The following is a 26,412-nucleotide window of genomic DNA, read 5'->3' on the forward strand; positions in this document are numbered from 1 at the left end:
ACAAGTACTTAGCAGTCAAGTACTTAGGAAAAAAATTTCAGACCGGGGGAGGAAAAAAGCTGTACGAACTTGACATCTGCCGGAATCCGACAATAATGTGACATAATAAAAGTGATTTGAGTTTGAGCAAACGTTTCTTCTTGAACCAAGAGACGTGGGGGATCTAGTATCCCAACCCGAAAAATAAAAAAATTCCCCTGGTGTTCCAGGGGGTCGGGGTTTCCCGAAGGAATGTTGTTGGATGAGACATAATTAACATTATGTCAGATAATGTCAACTCCTTCGTAAAATTTGCTTAAATTTAGTTTAATTTTTGCAGAAAAGCGGAGGAGCTTTTGTGAGCGACCAGCGGCATCCCTATATCCGACTGATGACCGACATCATAGATTCTGGTGTTTGGGCAGGCCTATCCCATGCCGCCAAAACCCTTTACCCGGTTCTATTGAAATTCAGTGACTATAACTTTAAACCCGTTTGGCCCAATACCGAAACTTTGATGAGGCTCACGGGTTTCAAAACCAAAAAATCCATTGTCTCCGCCAAAAAGGAGCTCACTCAGGCAGGCCTACTCTACCAAGTCCCGGGAAGCGGAAGAACCTCGACCCGATACCATTTTTCCTTCCACTATGAGGGTTCCAAAATTACCCCCCTGGGGGATACGAACATCACCCCCAGGGATTTCGAAACGGGATCCTCTGAGGGGGCAAAACCGTCGCTTAAGGGGGGTGCAGATGGGACCCCTAACCATATTAATATAACTATATCTAATACAAACAATGCTCCGGCAGTGCCGGCTCTTTCGGAGATGGCGAAGGAAAAGGGAGAAAAAATTGGGTTCGAGAATTTGGTCACTTTATTCGGCCCGGACATTGCTTTAGAAGCATATAAGAAAGCTGTTTCTTTGCATATGGAATCCGATAGCTCCTATCTCCAATCCCTCTGTCGCGAACTGGTTTCCTTGCAACGACAAGAAGTGATTAAAACTGGGCAGAAATCTTCAAATGAAGATATTCTTTCCCATCCTGCTTCTTGGGCAGGGTTTCTTACTTGGGCGAGCAAAGAGCTGACCCAATCTTCTTGGAACCAATTGGAGCGGATGCAAGTGCAAATCGATGGAAATGTCATTGTGGTTGGCTCACCCCTCCAAGGACATTTACGCCAAATTGTTCAAATGTATTTTACGGAGCGAGTGAAACCAAGCGTCCTTGTTGTGTTTTCCGAAAAAGAAGAAGGATCTCGCCTCAGTGAAATTCGATAGACTGGATAGAAAAACGGTATTTTTTGGAAGGAATCAGCATCAATAAGCGCATGAAAGATCATTTAATTCGCACAAGCCACCCCTACTCTTTGCCCATCAAATCAGTGTCCACCTCTGGAACCTTTGAAATCAAAAACGAAGAATTTTTATCCTTTTTCGAAGAAAAGGAACAGTCTTCTCTTTCCTCCATCATCTTTAAGTTTGATGATGTTGTGTATTTTAATGGGATCGAACTTCTACCTGGCAAAGACGGGTTGGATTTTTTCCCCGATTCTTTCCGATTTGAGTTATCACATGATGGGAAGTATTGGGAGCCGATTTTACAAGAATCTTCTTTTCGAAAATCCTTTAAAACTTCTGCCAAATGGCTGTTTTCTCTCACTAGCGCTCGTTATGTGAAGTTTGTTTCCAAAATTTCAAGAAAGGCAAGTAACGGAAAAAATCGGATCAGTTTTGGGCAATTGAAAATCCTCATCACGGGAGTTCAGTCCATCCAGGCGAGTTCGGAATTGGATCGTTTGGCTGTAAAAGAAAATCTTTTTGATACAAGACCTGATTATGGATGGTCTTCTAAAAAGAAGGAAGAACCAGAAGAAGAGTATTTAATTTTGGATATGGGCTCAGTGAATCGTATTGAAGAAATGCGAATGCTCACAAAAAACGATCCAACCACAAATTTTCCAGAACGTTTTGTTACTTATTATAGTGAAGATGATATCACTTGGCACCAGTTGCATGAAGAAAACTTCTTTTTGTCTGAACCTGGGACTTGGTATAAATGGAGATTTTCACCTGTTAACTTAAGGTATTTGAAACTAGTTTTTTTCCAAGAGAAACAGCAGAATAAAAAAGATTATGTGACGGAAGTCATTGAGCTTGAATTGTATTCTAGTCCAGATAAAAAAGATTACGGTGGGCCTGCAAGAGAACCTCTGCCTTATGCATCCGTCCTGCGATCGGGTATTATCCGTTTGGCGGTGGATGGAGAGGTAAAAGAAGGTGTTGTGGTCCAGGCAAACGATAGACGTCTACGTGATGCCACTACCGAATACCGAGGAATCGTCGAATTGGCTTCTGATGGGGAAGAAAAACCTGGTGTCGCTGTCCAAGGAAATGATAAACGCCTAAAAATTGCCACTGAACTCACTCATGGATTGGTAAGATTGTCTCGGAGTGGAGAAGCAAGGCCAGGACTTGTGGTCCAGTCAGATGATGAACGTTTGCGGAGTGCTTCCACGGATCATCCTGGGATCGTGGAGCTTGCGTTAGACGGAGAGACTCGGCCTGGAGTTGTTGTCCAAGGGAATGATTCCCGGTTGCGAGTGGCCACAAAAAAATCAGTTGGTTTGGTGCAACTGGCGGATGCGGGTGAAGTTGCCGTTGATAAAGTGGTTACTGGTGATGACCCTCGATTGAGAGATGCAACAACAACTGCAAAAGGGATTGTGCAACTTGCATCTAACGGTGGGGAAGAGCCAAACACTGTTGTCCAAGGAAATGATAAACGTTTGAAACATGCTAGTACGGAACTTCATGGGATTGTGCAGCTTGCGCACTCCGGTGAAACTAAACCAGGTGCTGTTGTCCAAGGGAATGACAAACGTTTGGCGAAGGCAGGGTTCCAAGATGCAGGGATTGTCCTTCTTGCAAACCACGGTGAAGCAGTTCCTGGTAAGGTGGTGCTTTCAGATGATCCTCGTTTGTCTGACAAAAGAGATCCAAAACCGCATACACATCCTTATGCAGAAAAAGAACATGATTACAATTCCCATACCGGGTTATTAAAAATCACCGGGGAAGCAGCAGCTTCTTCTAAGGGTTTTGTCCCTCCACAAGCAAACGATGCGATCATTTTTGGAAAAAATACCAAGGTGGGAACAGGTGTTGTCGGTGTTTCTATCGGAACAGGTGTATCTGGGTTTGGTGATTCTGTTGGTGTATTTGGGATTTCCAAAGGGCAGACACCAAAACAGTCTGCAGGGATTTTAGGTGCCGGCACTACGGCACCAGGCGGACGATTTGTATCACAATCCGATTTTGCATTGATTGTTGACGGGAAAGGTATTCCCGAAATTGAACTTTCTGGTTCTGGAAAAGCAATTTATGCTAACGGAGAATCTTTGTTTGAAGGAAATCTTCGCATCACAAAAGAAGGTGGTGAGGAATGTATTGCTAGATACTTCCGTCTGGATGGCAAAGATGTGGTGACAGCAGGAGATCTATTGACTGCCACCGAAGAACCTGGTGTGCTTGGAAGGTCCAAACATCCCTACTCCACCAATGTCATTGGTGTTTCTGTGGCCAATGCCCATGTTGTTTTTGGAAAACAAGAAAAAGCAGTGGAATATGTACTTGTTGCTTTGCTTGGAATGACTAAGATCCATGTGGATGCGACACAAGTGCCAATTTATCCAGGGGATCTTTTGGTATCAGGTTTATCTTCAGGTCATGCTGTTAAAGCAGACCCGGCAAAATTGAAACCGGGAATGCTTGTGGCAAAAGCCATTGAAGCCTGTAAACGAGACAAAGGAAGTATCCTTTGTATGTTAACTTTCTCCTAAAAACAAAGGTTGTGAGGTGGGTTTTTTAATAAAACCTGCCTCAATGGCTCTTTTGAGTAGATATTCTACTGCACCATGCCCTTCATTTCCTAAGTTTTTTGTAAAATCATTCACGTATAGATTGATATGTGATTTGATGACCGCATCATCCTTGTTTTGCGAGTTAGAGCGGATATAATCCATCATTTCTTTTGGTTCTAAGTAGGCTGCTTTTAAGCTTTCTCTCAGATTCGATTGGAATTGGAGGGCTACCTCACGTGGAATGTCTCTTCGGACTGCAATTGCACCTAAGGGAATTGGGTATCCGGTTGATTCTTCCCACCATTCCCCAAGATCGACGACTTTTTCCATTCCTCGTTCTTCGTAAGTAAATCGTTCTTCATGGATGATGACACCTAGACTTCCTTCTTCACTGAGTACCTTCGGAATAATTTCGTCATAACGAAGGGCAGTTGGTTTTTGTGTTCCGTTTGTATATAGGGATAATAAGAGATTCGCAGTGGTAAACATCCCTGGGATATATAGTTGTTTATAATTGGTTAGGTCTGTTTTGGAATTTTTTTTTCTAACAAGAATGGGACCACAGCCCCTACCTAAAGCTGATCCCGTTTCTAATAAAATGTATTTTTCGATAATATGGAAATAGGCTGCAAATGAAAGTTTTGTGACAGGAAATTTCCCTTGGAAAGCAAACTCGTTTAAGTTTTCCACATCATATAATTCTTCTTTTACTGGATAGTTTGTGTTTCGGATCAAATGGTAAAAAAGAAATGTATCGTTTGGACAAGGTGAATAGGCTAAAGAAATCATAGGCTAAAAAAGAACTCCTTTGTTGGTGTGATCCAGAGGATCCTGATCATTAAAAATACAAACAAACTGAAAGATATGCCTAGGAAAAAACGCAAAAAAAGATTTTTGAAGGTATTTTCTAGCAACAATGAAAAAGGTAAAATGAGTGTAAACATACGACTCAAGTTATCAAAAGATCTCCAATAACCTTGTTCCGCAATGAGGATGACAAACAAACTTCCAAATATAGATACAAGTACATTGATATTCTTCGAAAAATTGTTTTTTAGAGATTGGACAGAGACGACGGTAATGGAAATGAGTGAGATAAAAAACAGGATTTTTGGAAATTCTTTTGGTTTGAACTGAAAAGAGCCATTCTCTTGAAAACTTTTAAAAAATCCAAACAAAGGAAAGTCTGTCATATCTTTGAACCCTAGCGGGTTTGTTCCCAAATGGTTTGGTGGATGGATGAGTCCAAAAATCACCAAACAAAGAAATGCGAATCCTGGAATAGAATAGGCAAACATCTGTCCCCATTTTTTTTCTTCCAACGCTTTGAAAATGATAGGAATTAAAAATAATACTCCTAGTTCTCGAGTGATCACCATCATGAAAAAAAAGAATATAGCCAAAAAATCTTTTTTGTTTTTAAAAAAATAAAATGCAATGATTCCGAAACTTACAAAAAGCGAATCGGCAACCAAAAGTAAATTTGCATTTAATGAAAAAGGAGAAAACAAATAAAAGATAACATACCATTTTTGGGATTCTGGTAGTAAGGAATACAAACAAAAGACAGAAATTAAAAAAGTGGAGAATAGGATAGCGAGTGTCACCATCGGGTAATAAGAAAACCCGACTAGATTTGAAATGCTCCCTGCTAAAAGAGAAAGACCTAGACGATGAAAGCGGAAGTGGTAAGAGTCAACAATGAGATCCCAATCTGAGGAAACAAACAGATCTTTTGCGAGAAGGTAGAAGAATTGACCATCATACCCGCCTGATTTGTAGATTACAAAATTTGAATCGACCAGATTGGGGTTGATTTCGTAAAATCCTTCCCAAATTCCGATCAATGCGGAGAGGGAGTGGTCATAGGGAGCTGTCTTAAAAAATATGAGCCCCCCTACTCCCAAAATGTAAAAAACCAAAAGAAAACAAAGTTGGTAGAGCTTCACACTTCCATTTTGCAAATTTTAACAGATTCGAAAAGGAATTTCTCTGGAATTTTATAAAGATTCTGACAGTTTGTATCCAAAGTTGGGGCAAATGAAAGAAGTTCTCGTTACGATCCAAAGTGTGTATCAATATTTAGAAAAACTTGGCCCCAAAAAATCCTTCCAGATTTTGAAGAATCTTGGTTATGAGAAGTTACTTTCTTTAACGGGGAAAGTTCCTAAGGAGAGGTTGATCGTTCTCACACAAAAATTAAGTGAAGATACGGTTGTGGAATTGGTCAAACAAATTCCAGAGAAGGTCCTTGTGGAGATGATCCGCGAAAATGAGGATGAAGATTTGGTTTATTTCATTCACTCCTTGCCCATGGCCGATTTGGCTCTTGTTTCTCGGAGTATCCCTCCGCATGATGTGGGGTTACTTGCAAAAACATTAGGACGTGAAACCAGCGTGGAGATCCTTAAAACATTAGGAATTGAAAAATCAATAACCTTACTCAAAGAAATTCCAATGAAAGATTTTCTTTGGCTTGTAGATGAAGTTCATGTCGGTCCTGTCATTCAGCTTGTGAACGAACTCTCAGTTGCGGATTGTAAAAAATGGATCAAACAACGTGGATTGGAAGAATTGCCTGTACTGATTCAGTTTTTTGGTGTTTCCAATGCGATTCAGATTTTTAAAAAATTGGGTATGAGTAAAGCATTGGAGATGATGCATTTATTAGGAACCAGAGAAATGTTGGAGTTATCCCTTCTTCTTTCAGGAATGCAGTTGGAAGAAAAAAATATGCCAGCAATTGCCATGTTGAAACCAAACGATTTTTCACCTAAAAACAAAACAAAATCGGCTCCAAAGAAAAAACAAATTCCCAAAAAGAAAAAAGTATCTAAACGCTAACGTTTACTTTGGGGAAGTAAATTGTAAATTTGCTTCCTTCTCCCATTGTGCTTTCTACAAAAATTTCGCCGGACATTTTGTCCACGAGTGACTTAACAATAGATAAACCAAGCCCTGTCCCTCCGATTTTTTTGTTATCGGAAGAAGGAATTCGAAAGAAACGATCGAAGATTTGATTTTTGTAATTTGGATCGATGCCAATGCCTGTATCTTCCACTGTGATTTCAATTTTGCCATTGGTTTCGCGAATTGAGATTCCAATTTTCCCTTTGGAAGTATATTTTAAGGCGTTTACGTATAGATTTGTAATGATTTGAGAGAATTCAAATTTGATCCCTCGTAGAAAAAAACCTTTTTTGAGTGATAAGTCCCATTCGATAGGTTTCCCTTTTGCAAGATGAGAATTCATATGAATGACATCTTCGATCACTGGTACTGGATCAAAAATTTCGATGACTTCATCTTCCTTGTCTTTTTCTCTTGAAGTGGTGAGTTTCAGTAGGTTTTCGATTAAAAAACTAAGTCTTTTTGCATTTTTATCAATCACTTCTAACATATTTTTATGTTCGGTGTTAAATGGTAATGAAGGATCGGATTTAAAAAACTCCAAATACCCTCGGATATTTGTCATTGGGCTTCTGAGTTCGTGGCTTACATTGGAGATAAATTCGTGTTGTAATCGTTCTTGTTCTTTTTTTTCTGAATTTGGTCGGAACTGAACTTGGTAGCGTTTTTTTGGAGAAAGAAGGATGGAGGTGAAGCTGATATCCACTTCTAATTTGGATCCATCTTTTAGCATAATCTCTGCATCAGGTAAGGATAACATTGTATCGGAAGAAAGGTCTGAGCCAAAGCGAAGTTGGTTTGAAACCTGGTTTCCTAGAATGATATCTTCAATGCTCAGCTTTGTGATGTCACCGCGAGTATATCCCGTGAGAGATCGGAATTGGTTGTTTGCTTCGAGAATGCTACCTGTATCGGCATCAACTAGTGCAATTGCCTCTCTTGAAAATTCGAATAAGTATCTGTATTTTTCTTCTGAATATTGTAAATCGACAGCTGATCTATCTAGTTTGATTTCTAGGATTGAGATTAAATTTTCGAGTTCAGTAATTTCTTCTCTTTGTAATTCCAACTTGGCGTTGAAGGAATCTAACATCGAGTTGACGAGAACTTTCACCCGGTTGTCTAGTTGCAAGGTTTCGTCGGAGTTAAGTCTTGAATTGTAATTTCCTTGTAGGATATCTAAAACAACTGAGTTAACATCCACAATGAGGTGACGTACGGCATTGAGTTTTCTGTAGTTGATTTGTGAAGGTGCATGAAGTTTTGTTTCTGTCGGTTCTTGGAAACTGTTGAGTTTACGAACATCAAATACTTTTTTTGGTTCTAATGCCGATAGGATTTCATCAAAGTCGAATGCAGATCGAACAGCATCGGGTTGGATGACCCTTCGGATGAGTCGAAAATATACATCTTTTAGGAGAGGGAACAGTGTGTCCGCATCTCCTTTGTAAGAAAAAATACCTTTTTGGATGAGAGGGTTGGAGTTTAGAAGATTTTTTGTCTCCCCTACTCTAAGGTGTGGGTAAAAATGAGAAAGCTGTAGGTCATCCCATAAATTTCCATTACTGAGTTGGTTTGTATTTTGCAAAAGATCAATTGCTTTTTTAACAGCAAGAAGAACACCCGAAATTTCTCTTCCCGTTTTTAACACTGCATCTCCACTAAACGCAAGTAAGGTGGAAGGAAAAAAGGATTTTGTTTCGAGGATTGGTAGTTCTAAGCTATTGGCAAAGTCTTGGAAGTTTCGAAGGAATGGGCTAGAAAATGGATCTGAAACTAGTCCCAAACATGTAGGTTTTAAAAATTCTTTTTCTTCTAAAAATCCCGGAGTGTCTATGTAACGAACCTTGACTGGATTTTTTGGGGCATATTCTTCTAAAAATTTTTCTGCATACAATCTCTCGACTGAGTATTGGTGAGGGACAGGGAGTATATAGGCTTTATTTCTAGTGAGATCTTCTGGTTTGAATTGGAATCGTGAATAAAATGATAAAGGAGAATGATAAAGATAGATCCCCTTGTAAATTCGTTTGAGTTTTGATTTTTTGAGAAAACTATCCTGAAGGTAGGCGATGGTTGGGACCTCACCTGCCTCCACTCGACCGGCGTCCAGTAATGGCATAATGGCCTTGTGATGGGTGTTGACGTGAAGAGTGACTTTGACACCGAATTCTTCAAAGTATCCCTTTTTGTAAGCAACGACAACGGGTAGAGAACTAAGGCGACTTGTTATACAAATCTGGATCACATGGCAACAATCCCAAAAATAGGGATCGTTGCCAAATCTTTCTATAGGGATTTATCGTTAGGAAGAAAAAATCTCTTGGAGGAATTCCGTTGTCCTTTTGGTATATTCGGATACTTCCTTTTCATCCATAACCTTCGCTGAGAGCAAAGCAAGGTCATAAATGACTCTAGCTAATTTTTTACCTTTTTCATGGCTCACTCCTTCGAACGCTTGTAAGGCGGACTTTACAAGTGGGGACTTTGAGTTAACCATGAGAGTGTGAGACTTGAGAATGTTTTTCATATCTTCCCTGTTTAACATGGAGTTCATTTCGGACATTCTTCTCATAAACTCTGGTAAAAGAATTACACCAGGAACTTCTAGTGATTTTAAGGCTTCTACCTTTATTTCCACACCTTCATTTGGTAAGGAAGATTGAAATAAATTTTGAATTCGATCGGATTCCGTTTTGTTTTCTTCGTTTACTAGATCTTTCGGAGCATCTTTATCCACAACTTGATCAGCAATTTCAGAATCGACTCTTTGGAACTTCCAATCTGGATTTTTCATTTCTAAGTGTTGGATGAGGTGAGAATCAATTTTGGAATCAACAAGTAATGCTTCTAAACCTTGTGATTTTAGAAGTTCCATATAAACGGACCCCATTTCTGTTTCATTGGCGTAAAAAATTTTGTTGTGGTTTTTTTCCTTATTTTTTTCCCAATATTCGGAAGTAGTTGAGTATCCACCTTCTGAATTCTTAAAAATCAGATGGTCCTTCATCGCGTCATAAAATTTTTCATCGGTCAGGACTCCATACTTTACAAATAAAGAGATATCGTTCCAGTTTGATTCGTATTTTGTTCTATCTTTTTTGAAGTCTTCGATCAAACGATCAGCTACTTTTTTAATGATATGGTTTGATATTTTTTTTACTAATGGATCGTTTTGTAAGTAAGATCTGGAAACATTTAGCGGAAGATCTGGAATGTCTATGGTTCCTTTGAGAATTGTGAGAAATTGTGGGATTAACTCACTTGCATTATCACTTACAAATACATGATTACAAAAAAGTTTGATTCCATTTTTTGATGCTTCTAACTCGTGAGTTAACTTTGGAAAATACAAAATGCCTTGTAAACGAAATGGATAATCAACGTTTAGATGAATATGGAAAAGAGATTCTCCTGAGAAAGGAAACAAATAAGAATAAAAATCTTTATATTCTTCTTGAGAGATTTTAGCTGGTTCTTCAGACCAAAGAGGTTTTTCTCGATTTGCCTTTTCGCCTTGGACATAGATCCCTACGGGTAAAAAATCACAGTATTTTTTGATTAGTTCTTTCAGTTTCCATTTGTCTAGATACTCGCCAGACTCACTATCCAAATAAAGAGAAATTTTAGTACCCCTTGTTTCCCTTTCAATGGGTGAAATAGTAAAATCGGTACCGGACTCACTTGACCATAGAACAGCTGTTTGTCCCTTTTTGTATGATTTTGTTTCTATTGTAACTTTTTTGGAAACCATAAAAGAGGAATAGAATCCAAGTCCAAAGTGGCCAATGATTTCGGCTTTGTTTTCTGCATTTTGGTATTGTTTTGCAAAGTCTGTGGCACCGGAAAAGGCAATTTGGTTGATGTATTTTTTGACTTCTTCTGTCGTCATACCAACCCCATTGTCTTCAATGCTGAGGATTCGGGTATCCACATCAAAATTTAAATCGATTTTGTAATCGTTCCCGCCTTCAAACTCTTCCGATAAAGAGATTTTTTTTAGTTTGGTGATTGCATCGCTTGCATTGGAAACTAATTCTCTTAAGAAAATATCTTTCTCAGAATATAACCATTTTTTTATGATAGGAAAGATATTCTCTGTTTCTACACTAATTTTTCCTGATTCTTCAGCTGACATATATTACTCCTTTGTTTTTAATTGTTTTGTTAATTTTAAGACTTTTGTTTTTTCGAATTTAGATAAAGATAAGAATGTTTTTTTTGGGGTTTCTTTATCTCCTCTTTCAATTAAATTTGAAAGGAGTTGGATGTTTTCTTCGGTGATCCCTTTTTTTTCTAAATAATCAACAAGGAATACATTCCTTTTTTTTCCAAAGTTTTTAACCATATCTACAAACTCATTTGCCTGGAGATTCAATCGATACTTTCTATATCCTAGGTATGAAAGAGTGCCAAAAACAGCAAGAAAAACTAAAGTGAAAATGGAAGGTGCTTTTGAATTTGTCGTATGATCCAATTTTTGTTTCGGTTCTTTTTTCTTTTCCGAAAGGATGGGTAAGGTTGGAAATTGTAGCGAGAGTGTTTTGTATTTTGAGTCTTTTAAGGAAAAGTAAGTAAATTGGTATGGTCCTATTTGGAGTTTTTCTTCATCTGTGATTTGGTGGCCATACAAAAAATGAACAACAGAATAAAATCCATATTCGCCAGATTCTAACTTTCGAAATGTTTTATTTCTGGTTTGTGAGATTAATTGGTATTTCGTTTTCGAATCTTCCGAAGGTTTAATGCCCTCATGGCCTCCTTCCCCTTCTATTGTGATTTCGAAATAAACAGTTTCTCCTCTATGGACTTCTTTTGGAAAATTGGTAAGGTTGAGTTGGAAGTTTCCGATAGCACCGGTAAATGTTTCCGGTTGATTTGTGGGAAGATTTAATACTGTTACAGTGGCTGGAGTTGTGTCTACAGTTTCTTGTAGTGAGTTAAAACGTAAACTATCTCCAGAAATAAATTTTGTTTTTCCAATTTGGAATCTTCCTGATTTAATCGGTGTTAATCCATATATTTCTTTATCATACACTAATGTTTTTTTAAGGGTATTGTTTCTTTGGACTTCTGGTTCAATTTGAACGGAAACTTGTCTTAATGTTTCCGCGAGAAAATATGGAAACGAGATGGATTGGTTTGGATCTCTCTCTAGAAAAGGTTGTCTGTATCCATTGTAATAGAGTACAAAATACCCAACAATAGGTTCCCCTTTATAAAATATAGATTTATTGGTGTGGAATGCAACTTCAGGTGATCCTTCCGAAGGCGTTTCAAAATCTTCAAATGGGAATGGATTGAAAAACTGATTTTGTGAATGCCTACTTTTTTTACTAACTTTGAATTGAATGGGGGGTGATTTATAAATCTGGTTGTCATACTCCACAGTTATTTCTGGGAGAGAGAATGTACCTTCAGATTCTGTATCTACATAGAAATTGAGTATTTGAGATTTTGAAACTTTAAAGTTGATGATTTGTGTTTCTGTTCCGCTTCCGGAAAAACGAATTCGTACTCCATTTTGTTTTATGTTTGTTTGGATTGTTCGGAAGATTTTGTCTCCGTGGGCCCTTACTTCTAATTTGGCATGTTCTCCTAATGAAAATTCGTTAGGGAATAAATGGAATTCTACTTCAGAGGAATTTATAGCTGCCAGTGGAAGGAGGAAGAGGAATAAAACTGTAAGTTTTTTGTTACCAAAACTTTTCATTATCAAATGATCCCCCTCTTTTATTCTTCAGGATGGAATCTTGTGAAAATGGATCCAAAATTTTCTCTGCATCTGTTTTCTCTTCTTTTTTGTTCCTTTTTTCCTGTTTTGGTTTTGGTTGTTCGTTAGTTTCATCTTTTTTTGGTTTATCTTCGGCTTCTTTATCCTTTGTTAAGTGTTCTATGTTTTTCTTTGTTGGTAAATGATCCGGGTTTATCTCCAAAGTCTTTGAGTATGCTTTTAAGGCATTTTTTTTGTCACCTAATCTTGAATAAATATTGCCAAGGTTAAAATATGTTTTTGCTTTGAGGTCATCGTTCGATTTGGGATGGGTTAAGATTTTTTCAGAAATTCCAATAGCTTCTTTGTATTGTCCCAGCTGATAAGCCGTGGCAGATTCATTGTATAAAAGTCTTGGATCGTCATCAATGTATTCCTTTGCTTTTTGGAATTCTATTTGGCTTTCGTTATAATTTTTGTTATGATAGGACTTGACTCCCTTCTCAATGGAATTGCCACCTGGATCCAATTCCCATGCGGATAAATTTGGTTGCCCAAATAAAGTCAAAAGAAAGAAAGTTATTGTATAAATTCCTTTAGGTGTCTTTTGTAAAAATAAATTTAATAGACGCTCAAAAAATAAAAAGAAAAAAGCAGCAATTAAATATGGGTGAGCTCCATCTTCATTTTTGAATCTTTCTATGGTTTGAATTTTTCTTTTCTTAGCAGTTTGGACAGTATCTAACAAAGCATATACACCATCCGCCTGGAAAGAAACATCATGGTAAGTGCCATGATTTTGGTCTGCAATAGATTTTAGCTTAGAAACATTCATTTGGGAAATTGCCAAATTTGGCGAAGAAAGTGATTCGGTAATTCCAGCATCCGTTGTGACATAGCCCCCTCTTCCTGTCCCGGGATCGCGGTATTCGATGTTTCCGCCCTCTTCCGTCCCAATTCCCCAAACTATCACCTCACCAGTGATTGGCGGTATATTCTGATTTTCATGGTCTTCTCCATCAGATACAATGATGGTAATTTGAGAGGAGATGTTATTATTTTTTTTTCTGATTTGATTGACTCGATCTAAGGCGACAGACAAATCTGTCCCTTTGGCTCCCACCATCTCTACACCTAATGCCTGTATATAGTCTGCTACTGCAGCAATATCTGATGTGAGTGGGCAAAACGAAAAAGATTGGCCCGCAAAAACAATGATGCCAATTCTATTTCCTTTTAAGTTCGGTAGAATTCGTAATGCTAAGTCTTGGAATCGTTTTAATCGACTCGGTTTTACATCAATTGCATTCATTGATAAACTTACATCCACAACGAATAAAATATCAGCGGACTCGAATTCTTTTGTGGATTCGATTTCTGTTGCTTTTACTTTAAATAAAGAATAGAAGGCAAGGGTTAGAGCGATTAGAAAACAGAAAATTCGCAGAAAGTAAAATCGTGTATTTGCTGAAAAAATTCTATTTTTTAGATTGGGGTGTTTTTCTTTGAATGAATTTGTTTTTATATTTATAAAAAGTTTTCCGGAAAATAAAAATGTCCAAAAAACAATCGAAATAATCGCAACCTTCGTTACTGTTTGGATGTCAATCATAGTTTTTCTGTTAGTGGGTAAATCATTAATAGACCCGCCACTCCCAATAAAATAAAGAAAACGGATAGGGCAGAAGGGAAATGTGTTTCGTGAATTTCCATTGGTTTAGACGGAAGTTCTACGACTTCTAGTCCATTGATTTCATTTAATACTTCTTGTAAAACTTCGGGTGATTCTGCTCGGAAAAATCTTCCCTTGGTTCCAGTTGATATTGACTCTAGGGATTCGTAATTCACTTCATATTGACCTTGCTCTTTCCCGATACCAATGGAATAAACTTTGATCCCAAAAGCTTTGGCCGCATAGGATGCTGTTTCTGGATCCAATTTTCCGGTATTCGAAACACCATCAGTGAGTAAGATGATAATTTTGGATTTTGCTTGCGAGTCTTTTAAACGATACGTAGAAAGAACCAATGCATCGCCGACGGCAGTGCCTTGTTCGGTGATATCTTCGTCTGATGTTTCGGTGATTAATTCGTCCAAGGCATATCGATCGCTTGATAATGGGGATTGTAAGTAAGCAGCTCCTGCAAATAACACAATTCCGATTCGATCATATAATCTTTTTTGAATGAACTCTCGGAGTAGTTCTTTCGAAACAGTGAGTCTGTTTTTAGGTAAAAAATCATAGGAATTTACCATAGATCCGGAGATATCTAAGGCGATCATGATATCGATTCCACTGGTGCTATCGGGTGTTAGTTTGTATTTTTCCCCTGGTCCTGCTGCCGCAATCACCAAAAATATGCTGGCTATATAAAATAAAACCTCGGTAAGAACTAATAGAACAAATCTAAGCTTAGTAGATAAGAATGAATTTTGTTTTTGAAATCTGTCCGATTGGATGAGTAAAACTCCTCCAATTTTTTTGGATTTCCATTGATAAAGCGCAACTAATAATAATGGGATGATTAAAAATAAAAGATATGGTCTTTGAAACTGATCAAACATTACAATTCCATATCCTTTTTAATTTTTTCCCAAACAGATAGGGCTTCCTCTTTTTTTAGTTTGGTTTGGTTATTGTCGTACTTAGTATTTCTGAAATAAACTCTAAGGTTGCGAAGGATAGATTCTTCGATATGTGTTCTGTCGAAAAGTTCTGCCAAAAATTCGGAATCAGTGTTTCCTAAAAGATTTTTTTCTAATCTTTTCGAATACACTTCTTTTGCATATTCACTAATTTTAAAGGCAAGTTCTTTTTCGTAAATTGATTCCGATTCTAAATATGTTTCGATCACATGAAGGCGTTTGATTGTTTCTTCTAAAACGGGTTGTTTTTCCCATAATGCATCCACCACTTTTTGCTTTGACTTCCAGTATAAGTAAAGAGCATATAATAAATATAAGTTGATAACAGTGATTAGTAAAACAAGGAACAAACGAAAAAGATAAGGACCAGAAAAACTTATGGGAGGTTCGCTGTCTTCAATATCCTTTTCGGAACCAAGTAGTTGTGATTTGACTTTTATTTGTTTTGTTGATTTTTTTTCTTCGCCATTTTCCTTCCAAGATATAGGAAGAATAAAATTTCCCGGTTTATAAAATAAAATTATAGCGGATAGTTTTAAATTATCTTTTTTGATGTTAGAAATTTTGAAAGATGGCATTGTAGAGTCTTCGTAAAAATCTCCCTCTTCCATTTGTAAGTCATTTTCAATTCCTTCGCTGAGTTCTATTTGATAATGCACAGTATCACCTACAAAAATTTCCTCTTCTTGGATTGTTTCCTTAGGAGTGGCATATAAAGAGAAGGTAGAGATAAGAACCAGAAGTATGTATTTAGCCATTGCGTTTGATTTTGAAGAGTGGTAGAATTTGATTTGAGAGTTTGGCGTTTGGATTGACTTGGACTAAATTTGTGCCAAAAAATCTTTTTGCTGCTTTTAAATCAGCAGCATACGTAGTTTTGTTATTCCTTAAATTGGGTGTTTCTTGTGATATTTGGCGAAAAAATTTGAACCAAAATGGGAAATCCAATGTATCTAATTCATCCTGAATCCAGATCCCAATTGGTTCCCAAACTTTTGTATTTTGAATGGTGGTCAAATGATCCGCAAATTCGATAAAATCGGAAATCCAGTAACAAACAGCAAATTTGGGATAAAGTCTAAACGCAAATTGATAAGCAGAATTATAATTTGTTTTGCCACCTGCTGTTTGTTTTGTGATATTTGTAAAGGTTTTGAATACATCTGCTTCTGTTCTTAACCATTTGCTTGGAGAATGAGAATGATTGGAAAAGGTAACGAGTAAAATTCGATTCCCCAGTTTAATATGAAATAAGGACAAAAACAAAGCAATTTGAAAAGCAGTGTCTTTTTTTGAATCACTCATTGAATCACTCATATCATAGAAGATGATAATGGATGCATCTCTTTCTTCGTAATATTCTTTTGTATACAATTCCCCAGTTCTGGAAGTGACATTCCAATCAATATAACGAATGTCATCTCCGAAATGGTAGTTGCGAACTTCTTTGAAATCTAGTCCTCGGCCTTTTTCTCTCATTGGAAGAAAACCTTGCCTGGTTGAAGAAAATTTCTTTTTCGTTTCCCATTGCAAAACTTGAAGGAGACGTTTCAGTTCGTGCGACAACATCTAAGGAACTTCCGTGACAGATAGGATTCGTTTGATAATAGAATCTGTGCTGATGTCCTCGCTAATCGCATCAATGGTTAAGTGAAGTCTATGTTTGACAATTTCCGAGAAAAAACGCTGTATATCCTCTGGAATCACAAAATCTCTACCTTCTAAAAGAGCGTTGATCCGGCTAACTTTTAACATAGCAAGGCTTGCCCTGGGGCTTACTCCATGTTGGATAAAGTTTTTTAATTCGTTATCGCTTGTGGTTTGCGGTCGCGTATTGCGCGTTAAGTTAACTATGTATGATTGTAGTTTTGGTTCAACATATACATGGTTTGAAATTTCAGAAATCTTTTGGATTTCTTTTGGTTTCATAACTTTCTTTGCTTTTTTCTTAGTAAAATCCAAGTTCCCATGTTGATGTAAGATTGCTACTTCATCTTCAAAAGAGGGATAGGTGACGATTACTTTGAACAAAAAACGATCCAATTGTGCTTCTGGAAGTGGGTAGGTTCCTTCTTGATCGATTGGGTTTTGCGTGGCGATCACAAAGAATGGAGGCTCAAGATCGAAAGTTTCATCAGCAATCGACACCTGTCTTTCTTCCATACATTGGAGTAAGGCCGATTGTACTTTTGCAGGTGCTCTGTTGATTTCATCAGCTAACAGTACATTGGTGAATATGGGGCCTTTTCTAATTTCAAATGATGAGGTTTTGGGGTTAAAAATATTTGTTCCGGTAAGATCTGCTGGCAATAAATCCGGAGTGAATTGAACTCTCGAAAACTTAGCATCAATGATTGATGCTAAGTTTTTGGCAAGGAGTGTTTTGGCAAGGCCTGGCATTCCCTCTAGAAGTACGTGGCCATTTGCCACAAGTCCAACAAAAAGGGATTGGATGACATTGTCCATCCCGGAGATAGATTCTGATAGTTCCGACCTAAGTAATTTTACCTGATCGGATATTTCTGTAATTTGTTCTTTGTTTATTTGCATTGTGATGGAGTCATTTTTGGCATTGGTTTATCGATCATATAATATTCTGTTTTGCCTCCAATGGTCCAACATCCCATTTTTCTTCCTTGAGGTTCCACAGGTCCCTTCCCTAATTCTCTTCCATCTTCTGAATACTCTGTTGCATCTTCAGTAGAACGAATGACCATACGTTTTTTTCCAGATGGATAAAAGTAAGTATAAGGAATACTTGGTTTGTAGTTTAATTTTAAGTCTTGTGTTTCTTCATCAATTTTGACAAGAGAAAAGAAAAGTTTTCCTTCTCCAAGAATTTTGCCAGTATTATCATATACTTTAGCAGATTCTAACATACTTTCGTTTGCCATATTTCCATGATAACCGATTTGACCGTTTTTATAATAGAACTTCCATTCACCGGTTCTTGTATGTTTTCTCGGGCCTGTTCCAAATATTTTTCCGTCTGCGTAGTATTCTTTCCAGATTCCAGTTCTTTCGTATTTAATATCTAAGTTTTCTGAATTTTCTTTTTTAGAATAATTTCCTTCAGCCAGAATGTTCCCCTTTGCACCGAACATTTTCCATAAACCACTTCTAATATCAGATGAATATGAACCTTGTGACTCCACAGCACCATCTTTGTAATAATTGATTTCTAAACCATTCTTTAGTCCGTTTGCAAAAGAAACTTTTGTTTTGATTCCGTTTCCATCAGCACCTACGAAATAATAAGTCCATTCACCATCTTCTTCGTTATCTTTGAAAGATCCCTTTTCGACCCATTCCCCTTTGTTGTTCTTTCTATAATAGGGGCCATTTTTTTTATCATCCACATAAGTCGTCTCGGAGGTCACATTTCCTTGTTTGTCGAAAGTTTTCGCAACTCCTTCTTTTTTTCCTTCCACCCATGGTGTTTCAGCCAAAAATTTCTGCGGGCTTTCTGGATCAGGTTTTTTCCAAATTCCTATTTTTTTACCGTCAACATATTCTCCAATTTGGTCAAGAGTTGATTTGTATTTCGGATTTTCTGCGGTAGATCCAGGTTGTTCGAATTGAATGTATTCTTCCCAGGCACCATGTTTTGGAAGAGATTTGATTTTAGCAGGAGCGAATTTGGCAACTTGGTCGTCCGTACATTTTGTCCCCCCGCATTCTGCTTTTACTTCTCCGATGGCACGAATTCCGCCAGAGTTTTTAAAACGCTCTGTTCGTATCCACTTACCTTTTGTTAGTTTTAACTCAAATTCTTGGTCGCCTGATCCGTCTTTTACGGAGGCACCAGAACATTGGATAAGGAGTGTTGCAATGGTTAAGTAGAGAAGTTTGTATTTCATGTTTCTATCCTGTCAAAGAGATGTGCGCGTTTCAATTTATTTACCGATAGTAATTCATTCGCAATCGCAATTTTTCCTCCCGTCAACTTATCGGAGAAAAAACGTGGAGGGAGAATGTGGAATGCTCCCTCTCCTTTTACATATAAAGTTTCTCCGTCAAGCGAGGTGAGTTCACATTCTAGGAGAACTTTACGTTTTGCTTTTTTAATAGGCCATGCACGAATTAGTAATTCTTTTTCTACTGGCGTTGCCTTATGAAATTTGAAACTCATAGTGTCTGTCATCACAATGTATCCTAAATGAAAGCAGAGGCCTCCCATTGCTTCATCCAAAACAGTTGATAGGATCCCTCCGTGAACAAAGCCAGGGGCACCATTGTACATTCTTTTAAAACTATAAGTAAAGTTTACTTCTCCTGTTTCATCGTGAAAAGTGAAATCTGCGACGAGTCCTAATGGGTTTTCTTTCCCGCATCCGAAACAAGTATCATGATGGATTTCATAACCATGTTTGGAAGGATTTTCTATCGGTTGGTTCATTCATTGTCCTTGGGTTTTTATTTTAAAAAATCGATAATGACGGAAGAAACTTCTTCTGGAGAGTCCATATGCAAATGGTGCCCACCAGGCAAGATTACTTCTTTTAAATTTTTGACTGCTTCTTTTCTGTTTTTGTATTTTTCTGCGATTGGAAATCCGGATTGGTCACCTAGTATCAGTAAGGTTGGACATTCGATTCTTTTGCAGAAAGATTCAATTTGTTCTTCAGTATAGCGAAAGAAAGAATTATAATGGAGTCTTAAATCTCTTCTAGGTTTAAAACCTTTTGGTGTTTTTTCGATCCCTCTTTCCATAAGAATTTCAGCTGATTCTTTTTTCATATCTCCTGCTTTCATCCTCACTCCCACTGCTGACTCCATATCAGGGAAATACGTTTCTTTTTTCCCTCTTGGATGGAGGATTTGTTTAATTGCTTCTGTGAGTATATCGGGTGCAGATTCAGAGAGATTTGTCAATGGTCCGAGTGATTCGATTAATACTAATTTGCTGATTGGTAAAAGGTTTGTACCGGCAACTAACGTAGAAACGGCGGCTCCCATGGAATGTGCCATAAGAATAAAATTTTCTAATCCTAGCGTTTGTGCAATGGAGATAACTTCCAGAGTATATTCCGCAAAATAATATACTGTATTTTCAGGTTTGTGGCTAGATTTGCCATGACCTGGAAAGTCAATAGAGATAAAGCGATAGTCGGGAAAATACTTTGCAAGCGGTGCAAAACTATTCGCATTGTCTAACCAACCATGAAACGCAAGGATTGGTATCCCTTGTGGATTCCCCCACTCAACGCCCTCAATGGTATGAAATTTTGTGCGAATTGAAATCGGCAACATATACCTAAGGCTTTTTGGTTCCATCCGATTGTAAACATTTATCTTTAAGATTTGCGCTTGATTCTTTTTTACTTTTTTAATTGAATTTCATCATGAACCGTTTTCTTTTGATTCTCTTTGTTTTATTTTTTGGAATATCGCTCTTTGCAGAAAGCAAACAAAAGTCTATTTGTATAAGTTTAGAGGACTGCGAAAAAAAAGCAGATTCCACAGAGATCCATCGAAAAAAAATCACTTTCTTAACTTTTGGCATTTCTGAATTTGCGAGTGGAGCACCGATTCGTGACCAAATTCCTTTATATTTAAAACGATTGAAGTCTACCATTTTAGAGGCAAACGGTGAGACAGGTTATAAAGGCGAAATAATATTAAAAGTAACTCACAAACCTGAATATAAAATAACACAACTAAACAAAGCTTTGGATGATGTTCGATTTCTTGAGTCCAACCAAAAATCTTTATCTAAAGAAGAGTCTTACGAGTTGGAAAAATTGAAAGTTTTGTTAGGTGATTCAATATAAATGCGCAGAATTACATTTGTTTTACTATTTTCTTTTTTTGCCTGTGCTCAACTTTCTCGCGAAGAACAATTTCAAGCCGAGTGTGAAAAAACACGAAAACGAAGTTATCTTTTTATGGTACCTATTTTAGAAAAGCATACAACAAGCGGAAATACGGAACAAAATAGTCTCGTTTGGATTGGGAATACAGAGCTAGCCTATAAAAAATGTATGTCGGAAGCAGATAAAAATCAATTCAACTTACGGTCGAATTGAGAGTTCATCCATCTCTTCTTGGATTAGTCTTGATCCCGCTCGGAATGTCAAATAACTCCAGACCCAACTGAGTAGAGTGCTTACTTTGTTTTTGAAGCCAACTTGATAGACGAGATGGACAAAAAGCCAACCGAGCCATCCAAGAATTCCTTTTAAACGAATTTTACCAAATTCAGCAACAGCATCGGTTCTTCCGATGGTTGCCATGTTCCCTTTATCAAAATAATGGAATGGAGAGATAGATTTCTTTTTTTCAATTGTTTCTATAACTTTTGCAACGTATCTCCCTTGTTGCATGGCGACAGGTGAAACTCCCGGCAATGGTCTTGGCAGTCCAGAACTATAATTTGCTGCATCTCCAATTACGAATACTTCAGGAAATTCGAAGGTTCTACAGTATTCGTCTACGATAATTCTATTCGCCTTATCTTTGTTAATTGGTAAATTTTTGGCAAGTTCTGATCCTTCTACTCCAGCAGCCCAAATGACAGTTTTAGATTCGATGGTTCGGTCTTTGAGGATAACACCTGTATCTGTAATGTCTAAAACTGGGGAATTGGTTAGTACTTCAACTCCCCTACTTTCTAATTTTTCTTTAGTGAATTGGCTAGATTTTTCGTTGAAGGCAGTAAGAAGTCTTGGTCCGGCTTCTATTAAAGTTACCTTTGTCATTCCAGAATCAATATTTCTAAAGTCTTTTCTAATGATATTATGAGATAATTCAGCAATTGAGCCTGCTAGTTCAACACCTGTGGGGCCACCTCCGATGATCACATAATGCATAAAACTTTTTGCTTTTTCATAGTTCCCAATTAGCTCTGCTTGTTCAAAGGAAAGTAATATTCTTCTTCGGATTGCTAATGCATCTTTGAGATTTTTAAGACCTAATGTTTTTTCTTTCCAGGCGTTGTTTCCAAAATAACTAGTCCTTGCTCCTGTTGCTAATACTAAGTAGTCATAAGATTCGGAATTGTTTTGAAATTTTACAGTCCTATTTTTGAAATCAATTTCAGTTACATCCCCTAATAGTATTTTTACATTCTTAAATTTTGTTGTAATCGATCTAGAAGGAATGGCGATATCGGCTGGAGACAAAACTGCGGTTGCTACTTGGTACAAAAGAGGCTGAAAGAGGTGATGATTTTTTTTATCAACAACAGTGATTTCGAAGGAGTTGTTGTTCGCAAGTGATTTGATTACTTGTAATCCGCCGAATCCTGCTCCAATGATTAATATTTTTTTCTTTATTTGAGACATTTTTCTATTCCTAAAAAATTTAGAAATCCATAGGAACAATCCTCTACAAGATCCTGTACTTTTTCAAAAGCGGTTTCGTTTTGATAATACGGATCAGGAACGATAGGTTGTCCCTTATCACTTCTAAATTGACCAAAGAGAAATATTTTCTCTCGGATTTTAATATCATTTGTTAGACTGATTACATCTTGGAAGTTGTTCTCATCCATGACCAATAAATAATCGAAATAAGTTAGGTCGGTCCGAGACAATTTTCTGGACCTATGTGTTAAATCGATTCCTCTTTTTGCAGCTACTTTTCGTGTTCTTGGATCTGCTAATTCACCATCATGGTACCCGGAAGTTCCACAGGAATCAATTTCAAAGAATTCGTTGAGGTTTTTTGTTTTGATTAAATTCTTAAATGCACCTTCTGCTGCGGGAGAACGACAAATATTTCCTAAACAAATAAAAAGGACTTTGGTTTTTTGTTTCATTTAATTAAGATAATAGATATATTTTTTCCCAATATCTTTTAGCCACTTCTCTGCAATTTTGTAATTTGGGTTCTGTGATTCAACAATCTTCCAGAATTTTGAGGAATGGTTGTGTTCGATTGTATGTGCAATTTCATGTAAGATTATATATTCAATGATCTGTTCTGGGCAATGTATCAAACTAAGATTTAACGAAATCTGATTTTTTGAATTACAACTTCCCCAAAGTGATCTCATGGGTTTGATCGAAATTTTTGCCACTTCCGTGTTAAGGGCAAACGAGGTAGTTTGCACCATCGGTTCAATTTTTTTTAATAACAAGTCGCGAAAAACTAGTTTTCCTTTTTGGATTTGCGACTTCTCGCTTTTTGTTTTTGGAATTTGAATTCTCTCTCCTGATAAGTTACATTTCCCTTTTGGTATGAGTTGGATCGTTGTCAAATTCCCGAAAATATGAGTTTTCTCTTCATTTTCAAATTTCAATTTTTTCGGGATATCTTTGGGAAGTTGTTTCAGTTTTGATAGAATCCATTCTCTTTTTTCAAAAAGAAATTCATCCAATTGTTTTTTGGGAACTTTTGCTGGGTGTTTTAAAACAACTTTTCCATTTTGATAAACGACTAGTGAGATATTCCTACCTTTACTAGGTTTTCGTTCTATTGTGAAGTCTTCCATCATTTGTTAGATTTATTTTATGATTCTGTATTTTTAATCTAAGTTTTCTTTTTTTTGAGGCCAATCAATTTTATTTAAGGCCCCAATCTCGATACTAAAATCTTTGATATTGATATGCGACTTAAATCCGCTTACCAAATTGGATGCGATGTCTTCCATTGTGAGTCCTCCTTGCGAAGTAAACCGTCCTTCGGAAAAAAATCTACGGTGGTTGACTCTGAGGTAACTTAGCCACGTAGAATTAAATTTATAACCAACTTCTGCTTTTGATGCCCAACCAAGGCCGTAGTTTTCTGAGAAAAAATTGATGGAACGTTGGACATGAAAATCTCTGGTTTTGATTCTTCCGATTGATGGCATAAAACTGAGATCTAAATAAAAATCTCCCGAAGAATACCGATAACCACCTCCGAAAAAAAACTCCCATAGGTCATTAGAGAAACTAAGTCCATTACCAATTGGACCATAAAAAACTGGGCTCGAATCGATATACTGGTTCACATCATAAAATAGATATTTGAAGTATGAGTATCTTGCTCCAGTCGAGAGAAAAAATCCGGAACCATTTACCCAGTAGTTTGGATTTGCATCTTGGAAATAATATCTACCATAAACTTCTGCTCTATTTTCGAAAACCGTAGATTTCCCTTTTCCGTCCGCAAAGTTACGGCTGCCAGAATAAATGGTAGCAGAATCTCTATAACTCCATTCTCGCGTTGCGATTTTTGTTCCATTTTCCGTTGATACAGATCCAAGCACGAAGTCTTCATCTCTGGCTTGTCCTGATTTTTGGTACCAACCTGAAGTTTTGAGTGAACCGCTAATTTCCCATCTATCTTGGGTAAAGATTCCCTGTATGCCGAATAGCGGAAATGTCCTTGGAAAGGTGATTCTTGACCCACCACGAATCCCCGATAGATTGGGATACTTATTTCCAGTTTCAAAAATATATTCTCCGCCGGATTTTTCTACCGATGGACCCCAGATGACTTCTGCAGAAATCGAAGTAAGGCCAAGGAATAAAAATAATAGAGGTAAGTTGGAATATTTAGGCACCAACGTAAGTTCTATTTCACCTATAAGTTGTAAATTCCTAAATTATAAGTTCAGGATAGGGTGGAGGTAGTTCTATTGGTGTGTCCGCAAAAAATTTCGTTTTTCTTAGGGGTGAAATGATTTCACCCCTAAGAGACATAATTAAATTGACACTCCAAGTGGACCTAACATCATTTATGCAGGTTATGGGCAAATCAGATTCAATATTGACTGAAGAAGGAGCGGCAAAGTTCGTTGGGCTGAGCACTGAAGAGTTCTCTGCTAAAGCGTCTGCTCTAAAGATTCCTGGATGGAAATCGGGAGAATTTAAAGAATCGGTTCTTCTTAAATATTTTGAACCGACCCTTTCTGATGGTTTCGATAGTCATGTGATCGCTATATCGAATCAGAAAGGAGGGGAGGGGAAAACAACGATCAGTTTATATTTAGCAGAGGCCCTGGCTGAAAATCATAAAGTGCTCTTGATCGATTGGGATCCACAAGCAAATGCAACACAACTTTTTTTAAAAGACGATGTTCCTTCCGTGATGGATTATCTCGGTTACCGGGGTAAAAAAGCTAAAAATATTGAGCCTGCTATCAGGACAATTAGTGAGAATTTTGATTTGCTTCCATCTACTTTGGAGCTCGCAAACTTAACAACGCCATATGAGAGAGATGACTTTGAATTATTAAACGAAGCAATTCTACCTTTACGTTCTCGTTATGAATATATAATTATTGATTGCCCACCTTCTCTTGGTCTGATTTTGGAAAATGCATTGATCTGCGCTGATTATATTCTTGTCCCGATACAAACGCGGGCGTTTAGTCTGCAAGGGATTAGAGATTTATATGAAACAATTCAGAAAATACAAAGAAAGGCTAACCAGAGATTAAAGTTATTGGGGGCCGTATTAAATCAATACGAAGGACAGAAAGCACTTGCTGGATTGGCAGAAGGAGTGAAAAAATACTTCCCCGTCTTTGAGACAGTTGTTCAAAGGAGAGAGGCAATCCCTCAAGCTCAAGCAAAGATGTCTCTTTTAGCTAAAATTGATTTAGCAACAATGAAAAATTTTAGAGAACTTGCAATAGAGGTTAAAAACAAAATCGATGTCCAAAAAAACTGAGTTCCAAGCTTTAGATTTAATCTCTGCATACTCCGAAAAGAAGAAGAATCCTTCACATTTGGAGTTAAACCAAATTTTCCCAAATCCAACCCAGCCTAGGTTGATAGGGCGAGAAGATACAACTGATTTGTTACCTTCGATGGAAAGATTGGGCCTAATAGAACCAATTCTTGTCAGGAAAGACAAAGGAAAATATCTAATCGTTGCAGGAGAACGTAGGTATCGTGCGGCAATAAAGCTTGGATGGAAAGAAATTCCAGCAATCATCACCGATGCGAATGAAGACGTATGTTATGAGATGTCACTTGCTGAAAACGAAAAGAGAAAAAATTTAAACCCTTGGGAAGTGGGGAAAGCAATACAGTTTCTGCGCAAAGAAAAAAGGAAAACTGCCGAAGAAGTGTCTGAATTGTTGGGTTACAGCGGAAGGTATGTAAAACAACTTAGCAGTATCGCTCGATTGGATCAAAAATCTGTGATGGAACTTATGATTAGTGGGAAGCCACTTTCAGTAAAGAATTTGGAAGAACTGCTAAAACGTAAAGAAAACAGAGGGGGTGAAATGATTTCACCCCGGGCAGGAGCAAGTTCAGGCCGTATTAGTATTAATGTAGGTAAACTTAGCGGTAAGACAAGGGATAACTTTCTAAAAGAATTAAGTTTACTTAAAAAAAAATACGGAATCAACGAATAGAGGA

The 26,412-nt window shown here is 37.4% G+C and carries 24 protein-coding genes; 7 read left to right on the forward strand and 17 right to left on the reverse strand.

Going from position 1 to position 26,412, the window contains the following annotated elements:
• Window positions 1–370 precede the first annotated feature (370 nt).
• Window positions 371–1,258, forward strand: coding sequence for a helix-turn-helix domain-containing protein (locus EHQ47_RS00640; RefSeq protein ID WP_167483245.1), 888 nt, complete (start codon window positions 371–373; stop codon window positions 1,256–1,258).
• A 50-nt stretch (window positions 1,259–1,308) separates the two neighbouring features.
• Window positions 1,309–3,819 (forward strand): discoidin domain-containing protein, encoded by a 2,511-nt coding sequence (locus EHQ47_RS00645; protein WP_135776324.1) that lies wholly within the window; start codon window positions 1,309–1,311, stop codon window positions 3,817–3,819.
• On the opposite strand, the gene EHQ47_RS00650 is transcribed toward EHQ47_RS00645, so the two are convergent.
• A complete protein-coding gene (locus EHQ47_RS00650) occupies window positions 3,805–4,629 on the reverse strand; it encodes a 1,4-dihydroxy-6-naphtoate synthase (protein ID WP_135776325.1) in 825 nt (274 codons plus the stop codon). The two genes, EHQ47_RS00645 and EHQ47_RS00650, sit on opposite strands and share 15 nt — an antisense overlap.
• Window positions 4,626–5,804: an AZOBR_p60025 family cell surface glycopolymer formation protein gene (locus EHQ47_RS00655; protein ID WP_135776327.1), complete on the reverse strand. Its 1,179-nt coding sequence runs from the start codon at window positions 5,802–5,804 to the stop codon at window positions 4,626–4,628. The genes EHQ47_RS00650 and EHQ47_RS00655 overlap by 4 nt, the downstream gene beginning before the upstream one ends.
• A gap of 76 nt (window positions 5,805–5,880) precedes the next feature.
• On the opposite strand from EHQ47_RS00655, the gene EHQ47_RS00660 reads away from it, so the two are divergent.
• Entirely contained in the window at window positions 5,881–6,684 is an 804-nt protein-coding gene (locus EHQ47_RS00660; protein ID WP_244290161.1) for a hypothetical protein, read from the forward strand.
• Here EHQ47_RS00660 and EHQ47_RS00665 read toward each other — a convergent pair.
• From EHQ47_RS00665 to EHQ47_RS00715, 11 genes are read right to left on the reverse strand one after another with little or no spacing between them, the layout of a single operon-like run.
• Window positions 6,674–8,998 (reverse strand): sensor histidine kinase, encoded by a 2,325-nt coding sequence (locus EHQ47_RS00665; protein ID WP_135776331.1) that lies wholly within the window; start codon window positions 8,996–8,998, stop codon window positions 6,674–6,676. The two genes, EHQ47_RS00660 and EHQ47_RS00665, sit on opposite strands and share 11 nt — an antisense overlap.
• Before the next feature lie 57 nt (window positions 8,999–9,055).
• Window positions 9,056–10,888, reverse strand: a complete 1,833-nt coding sequence (gene htpG, locus EHQ47_RS00670) for a molecular chaperone HtpG (RefSeq protein WP_135776332.1) — start codon at window positions 10,886–10,888, stop codon at window positions 9,056–9,058.
• Window positions 10,889–10,891: 3 nt separating this feature from the next.
• On the reverse strand, window positions 10,892–12,463 hold the full coding sequence (locus EHQ47_RS00675) for a BatD family protein (protein WP_135776334.1): 1,572 nt from the start codon (window positions 12,461–12,463) through the stop codon (window positions 10,892–10,894).
• A complete protein-coding gene (gene batB, locus EHQ47_RS00680; protein WP_135776336.1) occupies window positions 12,447–14,075 on the reverse strand; it encodes a VWA domain-containing protein BatB in 1,629 nt (542 codons plus the stop codon). Before batB ends, EHQ47_RS00675 begins: the two co-directional genes overlap by 17 nt.
• Entirely contained in the window at window positions 14,072–15,028 is a 957-nt protein-coding gene (batA, locus tag EHQ47_RS00685) for a VWA domain-containing protein BatA (protein WP_135776338.1), read from the reverse strand. Before batA ends, batB begins: the two co-directional genes overlap by 4 nt.
• Complete coding sequence (locus EHQ47_RS00690; RefSeq protein ID WP_135776339.1) at window positions 15,028–15,867, reverse strand: LB_053 family protein; 840 nt, start codon at window positions 15,865–15,867, stop codon at window positions 15,028–15,030. The genes batA and EHQ47_RS00690 overlap by 1 nt, the downstream gene beginning before the upstream one ends.
• Entirely contained in the window at window positions 15,860–16,678 is an 819-nt protein-coding gene (locus tag EHQ47_RS00695) for a DUF58 domain-containing protein (protein WP_135749376.1), read from the reverse strand. Before EHQ47_RS00695 ends, EHQ47_RS00690 begins: the two co-directional genes overlap by 8 nt.
• A complete protein-coding gene (locus EHQ47_RS00700) occupies window positions 16,679–17,659 on the reverse strand; it encodes an AAA family ATPase (RefSeq protein WP_135749377.1) in 981 nt (326 codons plus the stop codon).
• The gene (locus EHQ47_RS00705) at window positions 17,650–18,969 is read right to left on the reverse strand and encodes an LIC20035 family adhesin (protein WP_135776341.1); all 1,320 of its coding nucleotides are present in this window, start codon (window positions 18,967–18,969) and stop codon (window positions 17,650–17,652) included. Before EHQ47_RS00705 ends, EHQ47_RS00700 begins: the two co-directional genes overlap by 10 nt.
• On the reverse strand, window positions 18,966–19,508 hold the full coding sequence (locus EHQ47_RS00710; protein WP_135694262.1) for a PaaI family thioesterase: 543 nt from the start codon (window positions 19,506–19,508) through the stop codon (window positions 18,966–18,968). Before EHQ47_RS00710 ends, EHQ47_RS00705 begins: the two co-directional genes overlap by 4 nt.
• 17 nt (window positions 19,509–19,525) lie before the next feature.
• The gene (locus EHQ47_RS00715) at window positions 19,526–20,386 is read right to left on the reverse strand and encodes an alpha/beta fold hydrolase (RefSeq protein WP_135776343.1); all 861 of its coding nucleotides are present in this window, start codon (window positions 20,384–20,386) and stop codon (window positions 19,526–19,528) included.
• 68 nt (window positions 20,387–20,454) lie between these two features.
• On the opposite strand from EHQ47_RS00715, the gene EHQ47_RS00720 reads away from it, so the two are divergent.
• Window positions 20,455–20,883 (forward strand): hypothetical protein, encoded by a 429-nt coding sequence (locus EHQ47_RS00720; RefSeq protein ID WP_135749380.1) that lies wholly within the window; start codon window positions 20,455–20,457, stop codon window positions 20,881–20,883.
• The gene (locus EHQ47_RS00725) at window positions 20,884–21,138 is read left to right on the forward strand and encodes a hypothetical protein (protein WP_135776345.1); all 255 of its coding nucleotides are present in this window, start codon (window positions 20,884–20,886) and stop codon (window positions 21,136–21,138) included.
• Here EHQ47_RS00725 and EHQ47_RS00730 read toward each other — a convergent pair.
• From EHQ47_RS00730 to EHQ47_RS00745, 4 genes are read right to left on the reverse strand one after another with little or no spacing between them, the layout of a single operon-like run.
• The gene (locus EHQ47_RS00730; protein WP_135749382.1) at window positions 21,124–22,395 is read right to left on the reverse strand and encodes an NAD(P)/FAD-dependent oxidoreductase; all 1,272 of its coding nucleotides are present in this window, start codon (window positions 22,393–22,395) and stop codon (window positions 21,124–21,126) included. The two genes, EHQ47_RS00725 and EHQ47_RS00730, sit on opposite strands and share 15 nt — an antisense overlap.
• Complete coding sequence (locus tag EHQ47_RS00735) at window positions 22,383–22,871, reverse strand: low molecular weight protein-tyrosine-phosphatase (RefSeq protein WP_135749383.1); 489 nt, start codon at window positions 22,869–22,871, stop codon at window positions 22,383–22,385. The genes EHQ47_RS00730 and EHQ47_RS00735 overlap by 13 nt, the downstream gene beginning before the upstream one ends.
• On the reverse strand, window positions 22,872–23,546 hold the full coding sequence (locus tag EHQ47_RS00740) for a M48 family metallopeptidase (RefSeq protein ID WP_135776347.1): 675 nt from the start codon (window positions 23,544–23,546) through the stop codon (window positions 22,872–22,874).
• 33 nt (window positions 23,547–23,579) lie between these two features.
• Window positions 23,580–24,602 carry a putative porin gene (locus EHQ47_RS00745; RefSeq protein WP_135749384.1) on the reverse strand — a complete coding sequence of 341 codons (1,023 nt, stop codon included), beginning with the start codon at window positions 24,600–24,602 and terminating at the stop codon, window positions 23,580–23,582.
• A 185-nt stretch (window positions 24,603–24,787) separates the two neighbouring features.
• Here EHQ47_RS00745 and EHQ47_RS00750 point away from each other — a divergent pair, with 185 nt between their 5' ends.
• Both EHQ47_RS00750 and EHQ47_RS00755 read left to right on the forward strand, forming a co-directional pair.
• On the forward strand, window positions 24,788–25,714 hold the full coding sequence (locus EHQ47_RS00750) for a ParA family protein (protein ID WP_135749450.1): 927 nt from the start codon (window positions 24,788–24,790) through the stop codon (window positions 25,712–25,714).
• Window positions 25,698–26,408: a ParB/RepB/Spo0J family partition protein gene (locus EHQ47_RS00755; RefSeq protein WP_135776349.1), complete on the forward strand. Its 711-nt coding sequence runs from the start codon at window positions 25,698–25,700 to the stop codon at window positions 26,406–26,408. The genes EHQ47_RS00750 and EHQ47_RS00755 overlap by 17 nt, the downstream gene beginning before the upstream one ends.
• Window positions 26,409–26,412 lie beyond the last annotated feature (4 nt).

Origin of the sequence: Leptospira bourretii, assembly GCF_004770145.1 — a bacterium.
Classification (GTDB): Bacteria; Spirochaetota; Leptospiria; order Leptospirales; family Leptospiraceae; genus Leptospira_A; species Leptospira_A bourretii.

Bases quoted from the DNA above. Each gene is read 5' to 3' on its own strand.
- EHQ47_RS00640 (WP_167483245.1), top strand. From the start codon at position 371: ATGACCGACATCATAGATTCTGGTGTTTGGGCAGGCCTATCCCATGCC.
- EHQ47_RS00645 (WP_135776324.1), top strand. From the start codon at position 1,309: ATGAAAGATCATTTAATTCGCACAAGCCACCCCTACTCTTTGCCCATC.
- EHQ47_RS00650 (WP_135776325.1), bottom strand. From the start codon at position 4,629: ATGATTTCTTTAGCCTATTCACCTTGTCCAAACGATACATTTCTTTTT.
- EHQ47_RS00660 (WP_244290161.1), top strand. From the start codon at position 5,881: ATGAAAGAAGTTCTCGTTACGATCCAAAGTGTGTATCAATATTTAGAA.
- htpG (WP_135776332.1), bottom strand. From the start codon at position 10,888: ATGTCAGCTGAAGAATCAGGAAAAATTAGTGTAGAAACAGAGAATATC.
- EHQ47_RS00675 (WP_135776334.1), bottom strand. From the start codon at position 12,463: ATGAAAAGTTTTGGTAACAAAAAACTTACAGTTTTATTCCTCTTCCTC.
- batB (WP_135776336.1), bottom strand. From the start codon at position 14,075: ATGATTGACATCCAAACAGTAACGAAGGTTGCGATTATTTCGATTGTT.
- batA (WP_135776338.1), bottom strand. From the start codon at position 15,028: ATGTTTGATCAGTTTCAAAGACCATATCTTTTATTTTTAATCATCCCA.
- EHQ47_RS00690 (WP_135776339.1), bottom strand. From the start codon at position 15,867: ATGGCTAAATACATACTTCTGGTTCTTATCTCTACCTTCTCTTTATAT.
- EHQ47_RS00695 (WP_135749376.1), bottom strand. From the start codon at position 16,678: ATGTTGTCGCACGAACTGAAACGTCTCCTTCAAGTTTTGCAATGGGAA.
- EHQ47_RS00700 (WP_135749377.1), bottom strand. From the start codon at position 17,659: ATGCAAATAAACAAAGAACAAATTACAGAAATATCCGATCAGGTAAAA.
- EHQ47_RS00705 (WP_135776341.1), bottom strand. From the start codon at position 18,969: ATGAAATACAAACTTCTCTACTTAACCATTGCAACACTCCTTATCCAA.
- EHQ47_RS00710 (WP_135694262.1), bottom strand. From the start codon at position 19,508: ATGAACCAACCGATAGAAAATCCTTCCAAACATGGTTATGAAATCCAT.
- EHQ47_RS00715 (WP_135776343.1), bottom strand. From the start codon at position 20,386: ATGGAACCAAAAAGCCTTAGGTATATGTTGCCGATTTCAATTCGCACA.
- EHQ47_RS00720 (WP_135749380.1), top strand. From the start codon at position 20,455: ATGAACCGTTTTCTTTTGATTCTCTTTGTTTTATTTTTTGGAATATCG.
- EHQ47_RS00725 (WP_135776345.1), top strand. From the start codon at position 20,884: ATGCGCAGAATTACATTTGTTTTACTATTTTCTTTTTTTGCCTGTGCT.
- EHQ47_RS00730 (WP_135749382.1), bottom strand. From the start codon at position 22,395: ATGTCTCAAATAAAGAAAAAAATATTAATCATTGGAGCAGGATTCGGC.
- EHQ47_RS00735 (WP_135749383.1), bottom strand. From the start codon at position 22,871: ATGAAACAAAAAACCAAAGTCCTTTTTATTTGTTTAGGAAATATTTGT.
- EHQ47_RS00740 (WP_135776347.1), bottom strand. From the start codon at position 23,546: ATGGAAGACTTCACAATAGAACGAAAACCTAGTAAAGGTAGGAATATC.
- EHQ47_RS00750 (WP_135749450.1), top strand. From the start codon at position 24,788: ATGGGCAAATCAGATTCAATATTGACTGAAGAAGGAGCGGCAAAGTTC.
- EHQ47_RS00755 (WP_135776349.1), top strand. From the start codon at position 25,698: ATGTCCAAAAAAACTGAGTTCCAAGCTTTAGATTTAATCTCTGCATAC.